The 16,271-nt window shown below is 62.8% G+C and carries 18 protein-coding genes; 9 read left to right on the plus strand and 9 right to left on the minus strand.

Features of this window, described 5'->3' with window-relative positions:
* Positions 1 to 15: 15 nt before the first annotated feature.
* Together ACGYK9_RS07790 and regB are read right to left on the minus strand one after the other, a co-directional pair.
* Complete coding sequence (locus ACGYK9_RS07790; protein ID WP_394409216.1) at positions 16 to 1,542, minus strand: PAS-domain containing protein; 1,527 nt, start codon at positions 1,540 to 1,542, stop codon at positions 16 to 18.
* A gap of 85 nt (positions 1,543 to 1,627) precedes the next feature.
* The gene (gene regB, locus ACGYK9_RS07795) at positions 1,628 to 3,019 is read right to left on the minus strand and encodes a sensor histidine kinase RegB (RefSeq protein ID WP_209216922.1); all 1,392 of its coding nucleotides are present in this window, start codon (positions 3,017 to 3,019) and stop codon (positions 1,628 to 1,630) included.
* A 99-nt stretch (positions 3,020 to 3,118) separates the two neighbouring features.
* Between regB and ACGYK9_RS07800 the strand changes: the two genes are divergently transcribed.
* Together ACGYK9_RS07800 and ACGYK9_RS07805 are read left to right on the plus strand one after the other, a co-directional pair.
* A complete protein-coding gene (locus ACGYK9_RS07800) occupies positions 3,119 to 3,733 on the plus strand; it encodes an SCO family protein (RefSeq protein WP_394409220.1) in 615 nt (204 codons plus the stop codon).
* A 46-nt stretch (positions 3,734 to 3,779) separates the two neighbouring features.
* Positions 3,780 to 4,334 carry an ActR/PrrA/RegA family redox response regulator transcription factor gene (locus ACGYK9_RS07805; RefSeq protein ID WP_394409223.1) on the plus strand — a complete coding sequence of 185 codons (555 nt, stop codon included), beginning with the start codon at positions 3,780 to 3,782 and terminating at the stop codon, positions 4,332 to 4,334.
* On the opposite strand, the gene ACGYK9_RS07810 is transcribed toward ACGYK9_RS07805, so the two are convergent.
* Both ACGYK9_RS07810 and ACGYK9_RS07815 read right to left on the minus strand, forming a co-directional pair.
* Positions 4,331 to 4,810, minus strand: a complete 480-nt coding sequence (locus ACGYK9_RS07810; protein ID WP_394409226.1) for a GNAT family N-acetyltransferase — start codon at positions 4,808 to 4,810, stop codon at positions 4,331 to 4,333. The genes ACGYK9_RS07805 and ACGYK9_RS07810 overlap by 4 nt on opposite strands.
* Positions 4,807 to 5,403: an HD domain-containing protein gene (locus ACGYK9_RS07815; protein ID WP_394409229.1), complete on the minus strand. Its 597-nt coding sequence runs from the start codon at positions 5,401 to 5,403 to the stop codon at positions 4,807 to 4,809. The genes ACGYK9_RS07810 and ACGYK9_RS07815 overlap by 4 nt, the downstream gene beginning before the upstream one ends.
* Before the next feature lie 75 nt (positions 5,404 to 5,478).
* On the opposite strand from ACGYK9_RS07815, the gene ACGYK9_RS07820 reads away from it, so the two are divergent.
* From ACGYK9_RS07820 to ACGYK9_RS07835, 4 genes are all read left to right on the plus strand, one after another.
* A complete protein-coding gene (locus ACGYK9_RS07820; protein WP_231886452.1) occupies positions 5,479 to 5,781 on the plus strand; it encodes an S-adenosyl-L-homocysteine hydrolase in 303 nt (100 codons plus the stop codon).
* 84 nt (positions 5,782 to 5,865) lie between these two features.
* Positions 5,866 to 7,257: an adenosylhomocysteinase gene (gene ahcY, locus ACGYK9_RS07825; protein ID WP_394409232.1), complete on the plus strand. Its 1,392-nt coding sequence runs from the start codon at positions 5,866 to 5,868 to the stop codon at positions 7,255 to 7,257.
* 208 nt (positions 7,258 to 7,465) lie between these two features.
* A complete protein-coding gene (locus ACGYK9_RS07830) occupies positions 7,466 to 8,377 on the plus strand; it encodes a PRC-barrel domain-containing protein (protein ID WP_394409235.1) in 912 nt (303 codons plus the stop codon).
* A gap of 172 nt (positions 8,378 to 8,549) precedes the next feature.
* Complete coding sequence (locus ACGYK9_RS07835) at positions 8,550 to 8,891, plus strand: DUF2853 family protein (RefSeq protein ID WP_209216928.1); 342 nt, start codon at positions 8,550 to 8,552, stop codon at positions 8,889 to 8,891.
* A gap of 251 nt (positions 8,892 to 9,142) precedes the next feature.
* On the opposite strand, the gene ACGYK9_RS07840 is transcribed toward ACGYK9_RS07835, so the two are convergent.
* From ACGYK9_RS07840 to tsaD, 4 genes are read right to left on the minus strand one after another with little or no spacing between them, the layout of a single operon-like run.
* Positions 9,143 to 9,562, minus strand: coding sequence for an EVE domain-containing protein (locus tag ACGYK9_RS07840; protein WP_394409238.1), 420 nt, complete (start codon positions 9,560 to 9,562; stop codon positions 9,143 to 9,145).
* Complete coding sequence (locus ACGYK9_RS07845; RefSeq protein WP_067268301.1) at positions 9,562 to 9,834, minus strand: YciI family protein; 273 nt, start codon at positions 9,832 to 9,834, stop codon at positions 9,562 to 9,564. The genes ACGYK9_RS07840 and ACGYK9_RS07845 overlap by 1 nt, the downstream gene beginning before the upstream one ends.
* Position 9,835: 1 nt before the next feature.
* Positions 9,836 to 10,789: an NAD(P)H-dependent glycerol-3-phosphate dehydrogenase gene (locus ACGYK9_RS07850; protein WP_394409241.1), complete on the minus strand. Its 954-nt coding sequence runs from the start codon at positions 10,787 to 10,789 to the stop codon at positions 9,836 to 9,838.
* Positions 10,786 to 11,889 carry a tRNA (adenosine(37)-N6)-threonylcarbamoyltransferase complex transferase subunit TsaD gene (gene tsaD, locus ACGYK9_RS07855; protein WP_394409244.1) on the minus strand — a complete coding sequence of 368 codons (1,104 nt, stop codon included), beginning with the start codon at positions 11,887 to 11,889 and terminating at the stop codon, positions 10,786 to 10,788. The genes ACGYK9_RS07850 and tsaD overlap by 4 nt, the downstream gene beginning before the upstream one ends.
* A gap of 75 nt (positions 11,890 to 11,964) precedes the next feature.
* Here tsaD and ACGYK9_RS07860 point away from each other — a divergent pair, with 75 nt between their 5' ends.
* The 3 genes from ACGYK9_RS07860 to ACGYK9_RS07870 all read left to right on the plus strand — a co-directional run bounded on the left by ACGYK9_RS07860 (position 11,965) and on the right by ACGYK9_RS07870 (position 15,801).
* On the plus strand, positions 11,965 to 12,663 hold the full coding sequence (locus ACGYK9_RS07860) for a uroporphyrinogen-III synthase (RefSeq protein ID WP_394409247.1): 699 nt from the start codon (positions 11,965 to 11,967) through the stop codon (positions 12,661 to 12,663).
* Positions 12,664 to 12,734: 71 nt separating this feature from the next.
* The gene (locus ACGYK9_RS07865; RefSeq protein ID WP_394409250.1) at positions 12,735 to 14,285 is read left to right on the plus strand and encodes a hypothetical protein; all 1,551 of its coding nucleotides are present in this window, start codon (positions 12,735 to 12,737) and stop codon (positions 14,283 to 14,285) included.
* A gap of 10 nt (positions 14,286 to 14,295) precedes the next feature.
* The gene (locus ACGYK9_RS07870; protein ID WP_394409253.1) at positions 14,296 to 15,801 is read left to right on the plus strand and encodes a heme biosynthesis protein HemY; all 1,506 of its coding nucleotides are present in this window, start codon (positions 14,296 to 14,298) and stop codon (positions 15,799 to 15,801) included.
* Here the strand turns inward: ACGYK9_RS07870 and ACGYK9_RS07875 are convergent.
* Entirely contained in the window at positions 15,791 to 16,240 is a 450-nt protein-coding gene (locus tag ACGYK9_RS07875) for a GNAT family N-acetyltransferase (protein ID WP_394409256.1), read from the minus strand. The two genes, ACGYK9_RS07870 and ACGYK9_RS07875, sit on opposite strands and share 11 nt — an antisense overlap.
* Between the last annotated feature and the right edge of the window lie 31 nt (positions 16,241 to 16,271).

The raw sequence follows: 16,271 nt of genomic DNA on the forward strand, positions 1-16,271 counted from the left end.
GCGGCTGGGAGCGACCTAGTTGGAGGGTTGCCGCCGGTCGGCCGCCGAAGGAGCGTTAGTAGGCTCCGACCGGTCCGCGCCGACGGGGATCGGACGAAAGCGTATGAGCGTGGCACCCGATGCGATGGCCGAGACCTCGCAAGAAAGCGGCGCGCCCTGATGCGGGTAGATGGGCATGTTCCAGCCCCCGCGGCCACCCCTGCCCATGACGAATTCCACAACATCGGGCCAGAGCGGATTGGCCGCCGACATTTCCTGCCAGACACGGATCGCATCGTTGACGGTGATTTCGGCAAAGCTTTTGTCCGGGTCTTGTTTCCACCGGTCGCGATAGGCGGCGTTGCAGAAGGTCAGCACGCCGGAGGCGGAGAAGACGGCGAAACCATCTTCGAGCGTGTCGAGCAGGCTTTGGCTCTGTTCAAGCTCGGCCCGAAAATTGCGGGTTAGGGTCACCTCGGCGGTGATGTCTTCGATCAGGAAAGCGGTGGCGCCATCGGGGTGGGGCCGGCCCCGGATGCTGTAGGTCTGGCCGTTCTCCAGCGACCAAGTCTCTTGATAGCGGCCATCGGTTGCGGCGGCGATAACTTCGGCGATTTCGTGACGCCAATTCTTGTAATTCTTCGGCTCTGGCATGCGGCGGCTTTCGCGCAATTGGTCAAAGAAAGAGACCATCGTAGGCCGGGCGCTGAGAAAGGGGGCAGGCAGATCGGTCAGGTCGACCAGCGCGGGGTTGAACAGGGCCAATTGTCCGTTGCGGTCGAAAATCGCGAGCCCGATGGACAGATGCGCAAAGGTTTTGGCAAGGGTTTGAACGAAGTTGCGCTGCGCCTCTTCGGCGGCGACCACGGCGTTGATGCAGGTGGCGTGGTAGACCTGCACATTGTCCTCCGTCGTGGTGGTCAGCGCGTACCAATCCGGCTTTTCCCCATCGCTACGGCGCAGGCAGACGCGGTTTGGGTGGTCGGGCGAGGGGGTGCTGAACAGGGCGGCGCCGCCGCAGTCCGGGTCTGGTTGGGCCTTGCGTTTCAAGGCCCCATAGGCCCGATTGTGCCAGATGATACGTCCGCTCGCATGGGTCTGCCACGCCGGGTTCGGGCTGGTTTCGCTGGCGCGGCGCAGGGCGGCGAGTTTCTGAAACGTCTCTTCGGTGATCTCTTCGGTCGCGCGGGTTTGGGGCAGGTGCAGCCAGCAGAGCGCGTCGCGCCAAGTGATGCGCAGCTCCGACGGGCTGTCGCCATCCTCTGCCCTGAGGGTCAGCTTGCCGGTGGCCCCATGCCGGGGCGTGCGGGGAAATTCGGGAAACCGTGACAGCAGCGCGTCGCGAATATCTTCCCACTGGTGGTAGCCGGGGGCGAGGGCAAAGCGGGTAAGCGCGTTGTCGGAGCCATGAACCAACTGCCCCTCTTCGAACAGCAGGCTCATATCATCGATGCCGGGGGGTGCCGCCGCCGGTCGCCCCGCAGCCGAGCCGAGCCACCAAAGAGCGGCCAGAGCGGTGACGGAGGCGGCGGCAAGCACGATGATGACATCCGGCAATGCCATGACGGAGACCCCTTTCGGCAAATGCGACGCCCTATTTTGAGCCCCAATGGTTAACGGTGGGTTAACAAACGCGCCAATCCCGCCCTCAAGCCGTCAGACGCTGGTTCTCGCCCATCACGCTGTCATCGGGGCCAAGGTCCAGCAGGCGGCGTGGCCAGACGACTTCGACCACAGCACCGCTGCCAGCGGGGGGCAGCCCGCGCAGCCAACCGCTGTCGGACCCATTGGCAAAGCGCAGCCGCGCGCCGGAACGTTCGAGGAAGGTTTTGGCGATGAACAGCCCCAGCCCCATGCCCTCATATTCAGGCCGCGCCGTCTCGTTCGACGCACCTCCTCGGCGGCGCAAAAACGGGTCGCCGATGCGGCCCAGATGCTGCGGCGGGAAGCCCGGCCCGTTGTCGATGATCCGCACCGAGATATCCTCGGCGGACCATTCGGTTTCGATCCAAACCGTGGTTTCGGCAAAATCCACGGCGTTCTGCACCAGATTGCGCAGCCCGTGGATGATCTCGGGCTTGCGCGGGATCGTTGGGGCGCGGGCCGGGTCTCGGGCCATCGGGTTGTCGGAAAACATCACCGTCTTGCCGCGCTCCAGATGCGGCTCGGCGGCCTCTTTCACCACGGCGGTCAGTTGCGCGCGCTGCATGTGCAGATCGTCTTTTCCGATGCGGCCCATGTCGCGCAGGATATCCCGGCAGCGGTCGGCCTGATCGCGGATCAGCGCGGCGTCTTCGGCCAGATCGGGGCGGTCTTCCAGATCGCCCAGCAGTTCGGTGCTGGCCAGTTTGATCGTGGCAAGCGGCGTTCCCAATTCATGTGCGGCGGCGGCAACGACGCCGCTGAGGTCCGAGAGTTTCTGCTCTCGCGCCAGCACCATCTGCGTGGCCGAGAGCGCGTCGGCCATGGAGTGGACTTCGGTCGTGACGCGCCGGGAATAGGCACTGGTAAAGACGATGGCGATTAGCAGCGCCGCCCAATGCCCAAAGACGAAGATGCCGGGCTGGCGCAGCACATCGCCCGATTGCGTCACCAACGGCAGATGCCACAGCGCCAGCACCGAGGCGGCGATAATCGCGGTGCCGCCCAGAACCAGTGTCGAGCGCAGGCTGAGCGCGGTGGCCGAGATCGTCACCGGGGCCAGCAGCAGCAGCGCAAAGGGATTGTGTAGCCCGCCGGTCAGCGCCAAAAGCGCGGTCAGTTGCAGCAGGTCGAAGAGCACCATGGCGAGGTTCTCACGCTCCGACAGGCGTTTGTTCTGCGGAAAGACGAAGGCCGCGACAAGGTTGCCCACCACCGAGGCCCCGATCGTCAGGTAACAAAGGCCAAAGGCCAGTTGCAGCCCAAGCGCCCATTGCGCCACGGTGACGGCGGTCAACTGTCCGGCGATGGCGAACCAGCGCAGCAGGATCATCGTGCGCAGGCGGATCCAACTGGCGCGGGTGCGCCCATCGAGGGGCCGGATATTTGCCTGCGTCATCTTAGCCCCATCACTTTATTGCGTCTTGCATCACCTGCCATCTAGCGTAGGTCTGCGGCGAAACACGATCAAGACCGGCCAGCACGGCGGAGGACTGACATGAAACGAATGATTGCATTTGGCGCAGCTGGGGTTGCGGCGGTATTTCTGGCCGGGACGGCTTTCATGGTGCTGCGGGGCGAGGACGATCCCTATGCCACCTGCCGGTCGAGCCAAGTGGCGGGCGGCGATATTGGCGGGCCGTTCGAACTGGTCAACAGTGCGGGCGAAACCGTGACCGATGCCGATGTCATCAAAGAGCCGGCCTTGCTCTATTTCGGCTATACCTCCTGCCCCGATGTCTGCCCGCTGGACGTGGACCGCAACGCGGCGGCGACCGAAATTCTGGATGAGCGCGGCCAGAGCATCACGCCAGTCTTCATCACCGTTGACCCTGCGCGCGACACGCCAGAAGTGGTCGGTGATTTTGCCGAGGTGATGCACCCGCGCATGGTCGGGCTGACCGGCTCGCCCGAGCAGGTGAAAGCCGCCAGCCAAGCCTACCGCACCTACTACAAGGCCCACCCGGCGGATGAGAATGGCGAATACCTCGTCGATCACTCGACCTTCAGCTATCTGGTCATGCCCGAAGAAGGCGTTGTCGACTTTTTCCGCCGCGAAGTACGCCCCGAAGAGATGGCCGACAGCATCGGTTGTTTTCTGGATCAACGCTGAAATTGACCCGCCGCCTTGGCCGCCCCATATTAGCCTTTGAGAGGGGATGTTGATGCAGGATATTTCTGACTTAGGCGCGGACCGCAGCTTGCTTTTGGTCGATGACGATGAGCCGTTTCTGCGCCGCTTGGCCAAGGCGATGGAGAAACGCGGCTTTGAGGTGGAAACCGCAGGGTCCGTCGCGGCGGGCAAAGCCATCGCCACCGCGCGCCCCCCGGCCTTTGCCGTGGTCGATCTGCGGCTTCAGGATGGCAATGGGCTCGACGTGGTCGAAGTGCTGCGTGACAAACGCGCCGATGCGCGGGTCGTCGTGCTGACGGGATATGGTGCGATTGCCACGGCAGTGGCGGCGGTGAAATCCGGGGCCACGGATTACCTGTCGAAACCCGCCGACGCCAATGACATCGTGAATGCGCTTTTGGCCACCGGAGGGAACCTGCCCGAACCGCCGGAAAACCCGATGAGCGCGGATCGCGTGCGGTGGGAGCATATCCAGCGGGTCTATGAACTCTGTGACCGAAACGTCTCGGAAACCGCGCGGCGGCTGAACATGCACCGGCGGACCTTGCAGCGCATCTTGGCAAAACGCTCGCCGCGCTAAAGCTCGAACCGTTTCCAGATTTTATCAACGCGGGTGCCATCGGCCAATGTGCAGTTTGGCAGCCGTTTGAAATCCTCGAAGCCGCGGCTTTGGTAATAGGCCAGCCCGCCCTGATTGTCGGCGCGGATGATGGCGTGGATATGGGCATAGCCCAGTTCCCGCGCGGCCTGCTTGGTCTGTTCGAACAGGGCGGAGCCGATGCCGAACCCCGTCTCTCCCAACCGCACGAAAGTCGCGACATCCACACCGCCTTCGGGCAGGTCAGGGTGGGGTTCGATGTACTGAAAGCCTTTGATCTCACCGCGCCCGTCTTCCGCCAGATGCCATGCGCTGTCGGGCGCGGCCATCCAACCTTGCAACTCGCGCGGGGTGACGGGGCTGACCATGGCGGTGGTGCCGCCCTTGGCGATGATCGCGTTCAGCAATTTGGCCAAGGCGCGGGTATCGAGCGCTCCGGCGCGGCGGATGTGGATCACGCCATTTCGCGCAGCAGCGCCGCGTGCCGTTCGGTGAACTCGGCTCGTACCTCGACCGGCGGGCGGAGCAGGATGGTCAGCCCCTCCATCAGCGCCGCATCGGGGCGGCCAAAGAAACGGGTCGCCTCGGCCTCGGAAAAGCCTGCGATCTGGCTGGCCTCCATCCAAGCGCTGACGCGGTCGGCCTTCTTGATCTGCTGCTTGACCCGCACGGGCAAGCTGGCGGGAAGGCCGAAGCGGACATGCACCGCGGTGGTCAACCGCTCATCCAAAGCGCGATAATCCGGCCCGACGGCGGCCTTCACGGGTGAGATCATGTCGCCGATCACATATTCCGGCGCATCATGCAGCAACGCGGCGAGGCGCCATTTCGCAGGCGCACGGGGGGCGATGCGGGCGAAAATCGTTTCCACCAGCAGCGAATGTTCGGCCACCGAATAGGCATAGTCGCCCCGTGTCTGTCCGTTCCAGCGTGCGACAAAGGCCAGACCATGGGCGATGTCTTCGATCTCGACATCGACCGGCGTGGGGTCGAGCAGATCAAGCCGTCGACCTGACAGCATCCTTTGCCATGCGCGTGGTTTCTGCGCCATTCGCGGGGGTCCTTACCTCGTGAGCCTTGGGAACAAATCCCTGTCAAACCTGTTCATCCCACGAAGGAGATGATCATGAAACCCGTTTTTTCCGGTACGATAGTTGCAGTTACCTTGGCCACCCTCGCCGGTGCTGCACAGGCAGAAGAAGTCTGCATGCCCGCCAAGGAAATGAAGTCTGCCCTGATCGATTGGTACGGCGAAGAGCCGGTGCCGGGTCAGCGTGAAGACAACAGCCAGCTCTGGGCATCGGATCAGTCGGGGACATGGACCTTGGTCAAGACTTTGGCCGATGGCAATGCCTGCGTGCTGGCCCAAGGCGATGATTGGATGGCGGGTCTTTCGGGCGATAAGCAACTGGCCGCTCTTCTGGACTGATCCGGCGCGGCCTTTCCCCATTCACGTTGAGAATTCGCGGCGAAGGTGCTAACCGCCCTGCAACACTTTAAACAGGAGCGCCGCATGGCCCACGACTATATTGTTAAGGATATCAATCTGGCGGCCTACGGGCGTAAAGAGCTGGACATCGCCGAGACCGAAATGCCGGGCCTGATGGCCCTGCGCGATGAATACGGTGACAGCAAGCCGCTGAACGGCGCCCGGATCGTCGGCTCTCTGCATATGACCATCCAGACCGCCGTTCTGATCGAAACGATGGTCGCTCTTGGCGCCGATGTGCGTTGGGCATCATGCAACATCTTCTCGACCCAAGACCACGCGGCGGCGGCCATCGCCGAAGCGGGCGTGCCGGTCTTCGCCATCAAAGGCCAGTCGCTGGTTGAGCATTGGGATTACCTGGATAAATCCTTCATGTTCCCCGAAGGCCCGAACCTGATCCTCGACGATGGCGGCGATGCGACGCTCTATATCCTTCTCGGCGCGCGCGTGGAGAATGGCGAGGACGAGTTGATCGCCGTGCCGAAGTCCGAAGAGGAAGAGGCGATCTTCGCCCAGATCAAGAAGCGTATGGCCGAAAGCCCCGGTTGGTTCACCAAGATGCGCGACCAGATCAAGGGCGTGTCTGAAGAAACCACCACCGGCGTTCACCGTCTCTATGATCTCGTGAAACAGGGCCAGCTGCCCTTCCCCGCGATCAATGTGAACGACTCTGTCACAAAGTCGAAGTTCGACAATAAATACGGCTGTAAAGAGAGCCTTGTCGACGGTATCCGCCGCGCTACCGACACGATGATGGCGGGCAAGGTCGCCGTTGTCATGGGCTATGGCGATGTGGGCAAAGGCTCTGCCGCGTCTCTGCGGGGTGCGGGTGCCCGCGTGAAGGTCACCGAAGTTGACCCGATCTGCGCGCTGCAAGCCGCGATGGACGGCTTCGAGGTCGTGCTGCTGGAAGACGTGGTCGGCACCGCCGATATCTTCATCACGACCACCGGCAACAAAGACGTGATCCGCATCGAGCACATGCGCGAGATGAAGGACATGGCCATCGTCGGTAACATCGGCCACTTCGACAATGAAATCCAAGTCGCCGCGTTGAAAAACCACAAGTGGACCAACATCAAAGAGCAGGTGGACATGATCGAGATGCCGAATGGCAATCGTCTGATCCTGCTTTCCGAAGGCCGTCTACTGAACCTCGGCAATGCCACCGGGCACCCGTCCTTCGTGATGTCTGCATCCTTTACCAACCAAGTGCTGGCGCAGATCGAACTGTGGGAAAACACCGACAAATACGAGAATGACGTCTACATCCTGCCTAAGCATCTGGATGAAAAAGTCGCCCGCCTGCACCTCGACCGGATCGGCGTGAAGCTGTCCAAGCTGAACCCAGAGCAGGCTGCCTATATCGGCGTGACGCCCGAAGGGCCGTTTAAGCCCGAGCATTACCGCTACTAACCTGCAAAGAGTTCCCTCTTTTTAGCATGTTTCAGCGCCGTCCCGGAGATCACCGGGGCGGCGTTTTTTCTGTCAAGCGACTAGGATATATAGGAAAATCAGCTCAATCGGCGGATTCAAGCACATATCTGCCAGGGGCGGAGGACGGGCGGAACATAGTCAATCGGGCGGTGTTTCATCCCCAGACCATTCAAAAGGAGTATCGAAGATGAAACGTACATTCCTGAAGTCCACCGTCGCCGCCCTCGCTCTGACCGCGGGCACCGCATTCGCTCAGACCGCCGACACCGATGCCGGTGCCGCCGCGGAAGCCGAGGCCACCATCTCGGGCGAGAGCGTCACCAACACGGCCAACGATCTGACCGCCACTGTTGAGCAGCAGGCCGAGCGAACCGCTGAGATGACGCGCGAAAATTCCGACGACTACGAGGGGACCAACGACCCCAACACCACCGATGAAATCCTGACCGCTCCGACACAGGGCGCAGAGTTCGAAGGTGATACCGAAGTCGACAACGAAGCGGAACTGACCGCCGAGACCGATGGCGTGACGCCGACAACCGATGCCGAAGCGGATCTGGCCGGAAACGCCGATTCAGAGTCGAATTCGACCCTGAGCACCGACACCAGCGGCACCGTCACCACCGAGACTGACACCGATCTGGCCGCCGACGAAGATGCCGATTTCGATAATGAAACCACAGCCGAGATCGAAGGCGAAGCCGAAACCGATCTGGATGAGAATGTCGCTTCCAACACCGAAGCGGACATGGAAACAGACGTGACACGCACCGACACCGGCATGAGCAACGCATTCTCCGGCATGGTCGTGGGTGATCTGGTCGGCCTGACCGTCGTCGAAGCCGATGGCGACAGCATTGGTGACGTCGACTATGTCATCAAGACCGACGATGGCTATGCCGCCGTTGTTGGCGTGGGCGGCTTCCTCGGCCTTGGCGAACACACCGTCGCCGTACCGCTTGAGGAAATCTCCATGGCAGCCGAGAACGACCTGAAGCTGAGCTCCTGGACCAAAGCCGAGCTGGAAGCCCAGCCGGAAGTCGATGAAGACAACATCGAAGGTCTGGAAGACGACGTCCGCCTTGACGACGCCTCCTAAGCGACAGCCGATATCCTGACTGAGAGGCGCCCAATTCGGGCGCCTCTTTTTCTGGCGGCTCCGGGGTCAGCCCACCGCCCCCGAAATAAATCTTTTGCAATACAGGGATATGGCCTTAGGCTCCGGTCTCAGGAACCCCTGACGGGCCGAAGACACTATTGGGAGAGATTTTATGGGCAAGCGTGACGAATGGATCGCCAAATACGCCGAAGACCTGAAGAACAAATGCGGCATGGAGCCGGATATGGACCTTTTGACCAAGGTGACCATCGGCTGCGGACCGTCCATCTATAACGCCGACGCACAGACGGTGTCTTCCAGCGATACGGCTGAGTTGAACACCGTAAAGGACAACTTCCTGATCAAGAAACTCGGCCTGCCGGATGATGAACATCTCATGGGCGGCATTCAAAAAGTGATCGAGACCTATGGCCGGTCCGAGCGGAACAAGTACCGCGCGGTGGTCTATTACATGCTGGTCAAACACTTCGGCAAAGAGTCCGTCTACGCCTGAAGGGCGGTGGGAAACCCTACCAAAACCTTACCTGAGACGCGCGTTTGGTTAAGCGCGCGTTTCGTTTTTGCGCGGGCTTTGACACAGTCGAAAGTTGAGTAAATTACCGGTTTCTGCTATCTCTCTTATATCGGCCAGAGCGGCTGGTAAGAGTTACGAACATGTGTGGTGGTTATGGGAGCACATGGGGTGAGAAGGGTTCTGGCGGGGTGCCGGAACCCTTTTTCGTTTTTCCGATGGCCGCGCCGGTATTAGGGCGCGGTCTTGCCCAAGGCGCAGATAAGCTGCCATTCCGCTTCGGTCACGGGCTGCACGGATAGGCGCGAATTCTTCACCAGAACCATGTCCTCGAGCCTTGGGTCCGCTTTGATCGTATCCAAACTGACCGGCTGGGCGAACGACCGCACCGCTTTGATGTCCACACATTCCCAACGCGGGTCATCGGTGCTGCTGTCGGGGTGAGCCTCGGCGCAGACTTCGACGATGCCGACAATCTCACGGTCTTTCTGCGAGTGGTAAAAGAACCCGAGGTCGCCGACCTTCATCTCACGCATGAAGTTGCGCGCCTGATAGTTGCGCACGCCGTCCCATTCCTCACCCGCGTCGCCCTTGGCCTTTTGGTCGGCCCAGCTCCAAGTTGCGGGTTCGGATTTGAACAACCAATAGGCCATCAGCCGATCACCCGGTTCCAATGGGTCAGGGTCACGCTTTGGAACAAGCCGGCCTTGGCATAGGGGTCATTCGCGGCCCAATCCTCGGCCGCGGCCATATCAGGCACGTCCAGAATAATGAGCGAACCGATCATGCCGCCTTCGGCATCCAAAAGCGGGCCAGCCTGCGCCACGGCATCGCTGGACTTTAGATAGGCCAAGTGGTCGGGCCGGTTTTCTTGACGGATCGGCAGGCCATCGGCTTTGTCATGGGCGATCAAGGCAACAAACATATCATTCTTCCTTTAGGGGGCGTGTCAGCAAAGATTTCATGGCACCAGCCACATCTAACTGGTTGTCGAGCAATCCGGCAACCGCGCGGGTGATCGGCATATCAAGCGCCGCTTCGCGGGCCAGCGCATCGACGGCGCGGGCGGTCGCGGCCCCTTCGACCGTGGTCGATGGGTCAAAGGGGGTGCCTTGGCCCAGCGATTGCCCCAAACGGTAGTTGCGCGATTGCTCGGAGGTGCAGGTCAGCGTGAGATCACCAAAGCCCGAAAGCCCGGCCAGCGTTGTCGGCTCGGCCTTCAGATGGGCGGCGAGGCGTTGCATTTCCGCATAGCCGCGGGTCATCAGCGCGGCGCGGGCGCTTTCGCCCAATCCGGCCCCTATCGCGGCCCCGCTGGCGATGGCGACGACATTTTTCAGCGCCCCGCCCAATTCCGCGCCGGTGGTATCCGTGGTGCGGTAAAGCCGCAGGTTCGCCGTGGTGAGTTCCGCTTGCAGCTGTTCGCCCGCCGCAGGGTCTGCACAGGCCAAGGTGAGCGCGGTGGGCAGGCCCCGTGCGATATCGGCGGCAAAGCTCGGTCCCGTCAGGATCGCGGCGGTGGCTTCGGGAATGGTCTCTTCGATCACGCTGACCGGCCCCACGCCGCTGTTGAGTTCGATGCCCTTGCAGCAGGCGACCAAATGTTTCCCGTGAAGCGCCGCGCGATGTTCCTTTAGCACGCTGCGCAGCTTTTGCATCGGCACGGCCAGCAAAAGGGTCTCGGCCTCAGCGGCTTGGGCAAGACTTTCGGTCACGCTGAGCGTCTCGGGGAAAGGGCAGCCGGGCAGGCGTTTGGCGTTCTCGCGCCGCGCGGCCATATCCCCCGCGTCACGCGCCCAAAGTGTTACCGGCCCTTTGCCCGCAAGCGAAATGGCCAGCGCCGTGCCGAATGCCCCCGCGCCGAGAACGGAAACACTCATGCCTTGGCCCCCTTCTTGCCACTGCCCAGCATCGACGGACGCGCGGTGTCCAGCGGCCAGCGGGGCCGCGCGGCAAGGGTCAGGTCATCGGCGTCCCGCAGGGCGGCCTGCTCTCCCGCCGCAAAGGCGATCATCGCGGCATTATCGGTGCAAAGCGCCAAGGGCGGCGCCACGAAGGCGGCCTCTTGCGCTGCCGCAACTGTCTCTAACGCGGCGCGGATGGACTTGTTTGCCGCCACGCCCCCCGCCACGCAAAGGCTCCGCGCACCCTCTGCCGGATACTCCGCAAAGGCGCGGCGCGTTTTATGGGCCAGCACATCGACCACGGCGGCTTGGAACCCCGCGGCGAGGTCCGCTTGATCCTGTCGCGTCAGCCCGCCACGCTCTGCCACGCATTTGTCGCGCGCGCGCAGCACGGCGGTTTTCAAACCCGAGAAGGACATGTCGCAGCCCTCGCGATCCAACAGAGGGCGCGGCAGGGCAAAGCGTTTCGCATCGCCCTCTTGGGCGCATTTTTCGATCGACGGTCCGCCCGGCTGGGGCAGGCCCAACAGCCGCGCGACCTTGTCAAAGGCCTCACCCGGGGCATCGTCGATCGTACCGCCGAGACGGTCGAAACTTTCCGGCCCGCGCACCAGTAGAAACTGACAATGTCCGCCCGAGACCAGAAGCATCAGATAGGGATAGGACACATCATCGGTCAGCCGCGGGGTCAGCGCGTGACCCGCGAGGTGGTTCACCCCGTAAAGCGGTTTGCCCGTCGCCGCCGAGAGCCCCTTGGCGCACATCACGCCCGACACCACGCCGCCGATCAGCCCCGGCCCGGCGGTCACCGCGATGGCGTCGATCTGCGGCAGGCCGATCCCAGCTTCGGCCAAGGCATCCTCGACACAGTGGTCCAATTTCTCGGCATGGGCGCGGGCGGCGATTTCAGGAACAACGCCGCCAAAGTCGGCGTGCAACTCGGTCTGGCCCGCCACGACCGAGGCCAGTACCTTGCCGCGCCCGTCCTCCTCCATGCGCACCACGGCGGCGGCGGTATCGTCGCAACTGCTTTCCAAACCAAGGATCAAGCGGGTCTGAGACTGGGTAGAGGGCATGGGGGCTTTCCGTTGCAAGGCACCTGTACCGCAGGTAACACCGCTCTTACGCGCAAACAATGCCGGAGCCTTGCGATGCCGCAGCCAAGATTGCTTCTGACACGTCCCCAGCCCGGTGCCGCGCAGTTTCTGGATCGGCTTTCGCCTGCGCTGCGCGACGGGGCCGTGATCTCTCCGCTGATCGAGATTACCGCGACGGGTGAGCCTGTCGATCTTTCGCCCTATGCCGGGGTGATCTTTACCTCGGCCAATGCCGTGGCCCATGCGCCTCTGGGGGAGGGGCGGCCTGCCTATTGTGTCGGCCCGCAGACCACGGCGGCGGCGGGCAAAGCGGGCTGGCAGGCGCAGATGGTCGGGTTGGATGCCGAGGCGCTGATCGCGACCTTGGCGGAACGCCCCCAGATCGGCCCGCTCTTGCACCTTGCCGGGCGGCACCGGCGGGCAGATATTGCCGGAATTTTAAGCGCCGCAGGTCTGAAAGTGGAAACCGCCACGGTCTATGACCAGACACTTCTGCCGCTCTCCACCGCCGCGCAGACCCTTCTAAAGGGCCCTAACCCTGTCATCGTGCCGCTGTTTTCTCCGCGCAGCGCGCAGCATTTCGCCCGCGAAGCAAGCTCGACGGAACGGGTCATCGCCCTGTCGATCAGCCGCGCCGCCGCTCAGGCGCTTGAAGCTCTGCCGCTCTATGCGCATGATGTCGCCACAGAACCCACCGGCGAGGCCATGGCAGAGGCGGTTGAAAAACTATTCCGCTGCACCACCTTGCCTTGAGGGGCATAGGTATGCCGGATAAGCTCGCCATTGCGAGTGAATGACAGGTTCAGAATCGAAAGGCGTGAGGCGTGGCAAAACCCAAAAAGACGGTCAGCAAAAGCGAAGCGGACAAGACCTCGGCCGATCAGACGCCTCCCGGGGCGGATAAGGCGACCACGGCAGAGAAGGCCGAGGCCGCGAAACCCAGCCAGACCGTTGGTAAGGGGGCGGAGACGGCAAAACCCGACACGCCAAAAACCGAGGATGCCCTGCCCGACGCGCCGAAAACCGAAACGGGCAAGGCCGACTCGTTGAAGACATCCAGCACCACGCCCACTACGGATAAAGCAACGGCGAAGCCCGCCACTGCAGCCAAGCCGGACGACAAAGCCCCGGCCAAGTCCGAAAGCGCAACGCCGGCTAAAGAGACGAAGCCCCAGACGGCTTTGCCCAAGGACGATCCCAAGACAAGCGCCACCAGCGCTGCACCCAAGGACAAACCGGCTGCCAAAGACAAACCGGCCGCTGATCCCGCGCCCTCGCGCGCCTCGGCGGCTGCGTCTAAGCCGAGCGGTAGCTCATCCAAACCCGCGCCGGAAAAGGCTGAAAAGCCAAGCGCTGCCACGTCCAAACCGACGTCCTCGCCCGCCTCGACCCCGGCGCCTGAGCCTGCCCCGAAAGAGCGCAAGCGCAGCGTGTTCTTCCCCATGCTGCTCGGCGGTGCCATCGCTGCGGGCCTCGGCTTTGCCGCATCGGAGTATGACGTCTTGGGCACCCGGGCACAAAGCGCGGCAGAATTGCAGAGCGCGATGGAAGCGCAGCAGGCCCGCATCGCGGAACTGGAAGCCCGCGTCGAAGAGCCTGCCACCCTGCCGGAAAGCCTGCCGCAGGTCGACGCGCTGCGCGAAGAACTGACCGCCAGCCGCGAGGCCCTCTCGGCGCTGCAAAGCCAATTGGCCGAGATCGACAGCCGCCTCACCACGGTTGAAAAGCAACCCGCAACCGGCGGTGGCAACCAAGTCGCGGTCGCGGCCTTTGAGCGTGAGATGGAAGCTCTGCGCGCCTCCGTCGCCGAACAGCGCAGCGAGATCGAGAGCCTGCTGGAAAACGCTCAGACCGCCGAAGAGGCTACCGCCGCCGCGGCGGAAGCGGCCCGTGCCCAGACTGCGATGACCCAGATGAACGCTGCAATCGGCGCCGGTCGCCCCTTCGAAGCGCCGTTGGCCGAGTTGCAGCAGGCCGGGGTCGAGGACATACCCGAAACCCTGCGTGAAAGCGCCGCCGGCGGTGTCGTCACCCTCGCCAATCTCCAAGCGCGCTATCCCGATGCCGCGCGTGAAGCGCTGGCCACCGCCCGTGCCGCCGTCCCGGAAGAGGGCGAAGGCGGCTTTGGCAATTTCCTGAAACGTCAACTCGGTGCTCGCTCGGTCGCGCCGCGCGAAGGGACGGATGCCGATGCTGTCCTGTCCCGCGCCGAAGCAGCGGTGCGCGATGGCCGTTTGACCGATGCGCTGGCCGAGATCGACACGCTGCCAGCCCCCGCCCAGGATGCGATGGCGGAATGGCTCGCCGATGCCCGCGCGCGTCAGGCGGCTGAAACCGCCGCCAATGAACTCTCCCAACGCCTGACGGCCAACTGAGGAACGAAAAATGCTCTGGTCTCTTATTAAAATCGTTCTCTTTGTCGTGTTGGTCGCCGCTCTGGCTTGGGGCGCAGGCTTCCTGTTGGAAAGCGAAGGTGGCATTCAGCTGACCGTGGCGGGCACGGAATATACCCTTGGGCCGCTGCAATCGGTGATCGCCGTTTTGCTGCTGATGCTTGCGGTTTGGGTGCTGCTCAAGATCGTGTCGCTGCTCTCGGCAGTCTGGCATTTTCTGAATGGCGATGAGACGGCGCTGTCGCGCTACTTTGACCGCAACCGCGAGCGTAAGGGCTATGAGGCGCTGTCGGACGGGTTGATGGCGCTGGCCAGCGGCGAGGGACAGGTCGCGATGGCCAAGGCCGCCAAGGCTGACCGCTATCTCAAACGCCCGGCACTGACCAATCTGCTGACCGCGCAGGCGGCGGAACTGGCGGGGGACCGTCGCAAGGCCGAACGGACCTATCGCAAGCTGGTCGAAGACGAAAAGACCCGTTTCGTCGGCGTGCGCGGTATCATGAAGCAGAAGCTGGCCGATGGAGATACCGCAACGGCGCTGAAACTGGCCGAGAAAGCCTTCGCGCTGAAGCCCAAACATGAGGAAACCGGCGACACGCTCCTGAAGTTGCAGGCCGAGAAACATGATTGGACCGGTGCGCGTGGCACTCTGCAGGCCAAGTATAAAAACGGCCATCTGCCGCGCGATGTGCACAAGCGCCGCGACGCGGTTCTGGCGCTCTCCGAGGCGCGCGAGGTCATCGACGAGGGCAACAGTGTCGAAGCCCGTGAGGCCGCGATCGAAGCCAACCGCCTGTCGCCTGATCTGGTGCCCGCCGCGGTGATGGCTGCGCGCAGCTATATCGCGCAGGACAAGCCGCGCAATGCTTCCAAAGTGCTGCAAAAAGCGTGGAGCGTGCAACCGCACCCCGATCTTGCCGCCGCCTTTGCCGAGATTCAGCCGGATGAGACACCGCCCCAGCGGATCAAACGGTTCCGCGCGCTGACCAAATCTCAGCCCGACCACCCCGAGACCAAGATGCTGCTGGCCGAATTGCACATCGCCAACGAAGACTTCCCCGAAGCGCGCCGGGCGCTTGGCAATCTGGTTGAGACTGATCCCTCGGCCCGGTCCGTCACCCTGATGGCGGCGATCGAGCGGGGCGAGGGCGCGCCGGACACCGTGGTCAAAGGCTGGCTGACACGCGCGCTGAACGTCTCACGCGGGCCGCAATGGATTTGCGAGAACTGCCACCACATCCATGCCGAATGGGTGCCGATCTGCGAGAACTGCAAGAGCTTCGACACACTGGAATGGAAGACGCCGCCGCTGTCGGAGGTGGCCATGCCGAGCGGTGTTCAGATGCTGCCCCTGATCGTGGGCGCGCCGGAAACGACCCCAACGGAGGGGGCGTTGACCACGCGGACGGAGGATATCGAAGATGCGGAACTGGTGACCGAACCGGAAAAGCCGACCGATCCCGAGACGCCCAAGAAAGCGCCGGACCCTACAGCTTGATGTCGTAGGTAACCCAGTTGGTCCGGGTGGCCAGCCTGTCATAAACACCACGGCCGCGGTAGTTATCCTCGGCCGTGATCCAGCGGACGAGGCTCCAGCCGCGCTTTTCGGCGATCTTCTTCACCTCTCCGATCAGCGCATCGGCAGCCCCGCTGCCACGGGCTTCGGGAGACACGAAAAGATCGTCGAGGAAACAGCCCGTCGCCGCAGCAAGCGGTCGGGCGAAATGCCGAAAATGGGTCAGGCCGATCACCCGTCCTTCGGCATCTTCGCAGACCAGCCCTTCGACCTCGGTCAGCGGATCATGCAGCCAAGACCAGACCCGCGCGCGCATTTCCGGCGTCTGCTCGACTTTATAGAATTCGGCATAGCCTTGATAAAGCCGCTCCCAATCGGCGCGGTCATGGTCTCTCACGGTTCGGATGGTAAGGTCGGACATGGCGGGCTCCCTTCGCTGGCTGCGCGATCTT

Source organism: Sulfitobacter sp. 1A15258 (assembly GCF_043557045.1).
GTDB classification, from domain to species: Bacteria; Pseudomonadota; Alphaproteobacteria; order Rhodobacterales; family Rhodobacteraceae; genus Sulfitobacter; species Sulfitobacter faviae.

Coding starts and splice junctions, on each gene's coding strand:
- ACGYK9_RS07790 (WP_394409216.1), bottom strand. CDS start 1,542: ATGGCATTGCCGGATGTCATCATCGTGCTTGCCGCCGCCTCCGTCACC.
- regB (WP_209216922.1), bottom strand. CDS start 3,019: ATGACGCAGGCAAATATCCGGCCCCTCGATGGGCGCACCCGCGCCAGT.
- ACGYK9_RS07800 (WP_394409220.1), top strand. CDS start 3,119: ATGAAACGAATGATTGCATTTGGCGCAGCTGGGGTTGCGGCGGTATTT.
- ACGYK9_RS07805 (WP_394409223.1), top strand. CDS start 3,780: ATGTTGATGCAGGATATTTCTGACTTAGGCGCGGACCGCAGCTTGCTT.
- ACGYK9_RS07815 (WP_394409229.1), bottom strand. CDS start 5,403: ATGGCGCAGAAACCACGCGCATGGCAAAGGATGCTGTCAGGTCGACGG.
- ACGYK9_RS07820 (WP_231886452.1), top strand. CDS start 5,479: ATGAAACCCGTTTTTTCCGGTACGATAGTTGCAGTTACCTTGGCCACC.
- ahcY (WP_394409232.1), top strand. CDS start 5,866: ATGGCCCACGACTATATTGTTAAGGATATCAATCTGGCGGCCTACGGG.
- ACGYK9_RS07830 (WP_394409235.1), top strand. CDS start 7,466: ATGAAACGTACATTCCTGAAGTCCACCGTCGCCGCCCTCGCTCTGACC.
- ACGYK9_RS07835 (WP_209216928.1), top strand. CDS start 8,550: ATGGGCAAGCGTGACGAATGGATCGCCAAATACGCCGAAGACCTGAAG.
- ACGYK9_RS07840 (WP_394409238.1), bottom strand. CDS start 9,562: ATGGCCTATTGGTTGTTCAAATCCGAACCCGCAACTTGGAGCTGGGCC.
- ACGYK9_RS07845 (WP_067268301.1), bottom strand. CDS start 9,834: ATGTTTGTTGCCTTGATCGCCCATGACAAAGCCGATGGCCTGCCGATC.
- ACGYK9_RS07850 (WP_394409241.1), bottom strand. CDS start 10,789: ATGAGTGTTTCCGTTCTCGGCGCGGGGGCATTCGGCACGGCGCTGGCC.
- tsaD (WP_394409244.1), bottom strand. CDS start 11,889: ATGCCCTCTACCCAGTCTCAGACCCGCTTGATCCTTGGTTTGGAAAGC.
- ACGYK9_RS07860 (WP_394409247.1), top strand. CDS start 11,965: ATGCCGCAGCCAAGATTGCTTCTGACACGTCCCCAGCCCGGTGCCGCG.
- ACGYK9_RS07870 (WP_394409253.1), top strand. CDS start 14,296: ATGCTCTGGTCTCTTATTAAAATCGTTCTCTTTGTCGTGTTGGTCGCC.
- ACGYK9_RS07875 (WP_394409256.1), bottom strand. CDS start 16,240: ATGTCCGACCTTACCATCCGAACCGTGAGAGACCATGACCGCGCCGAT.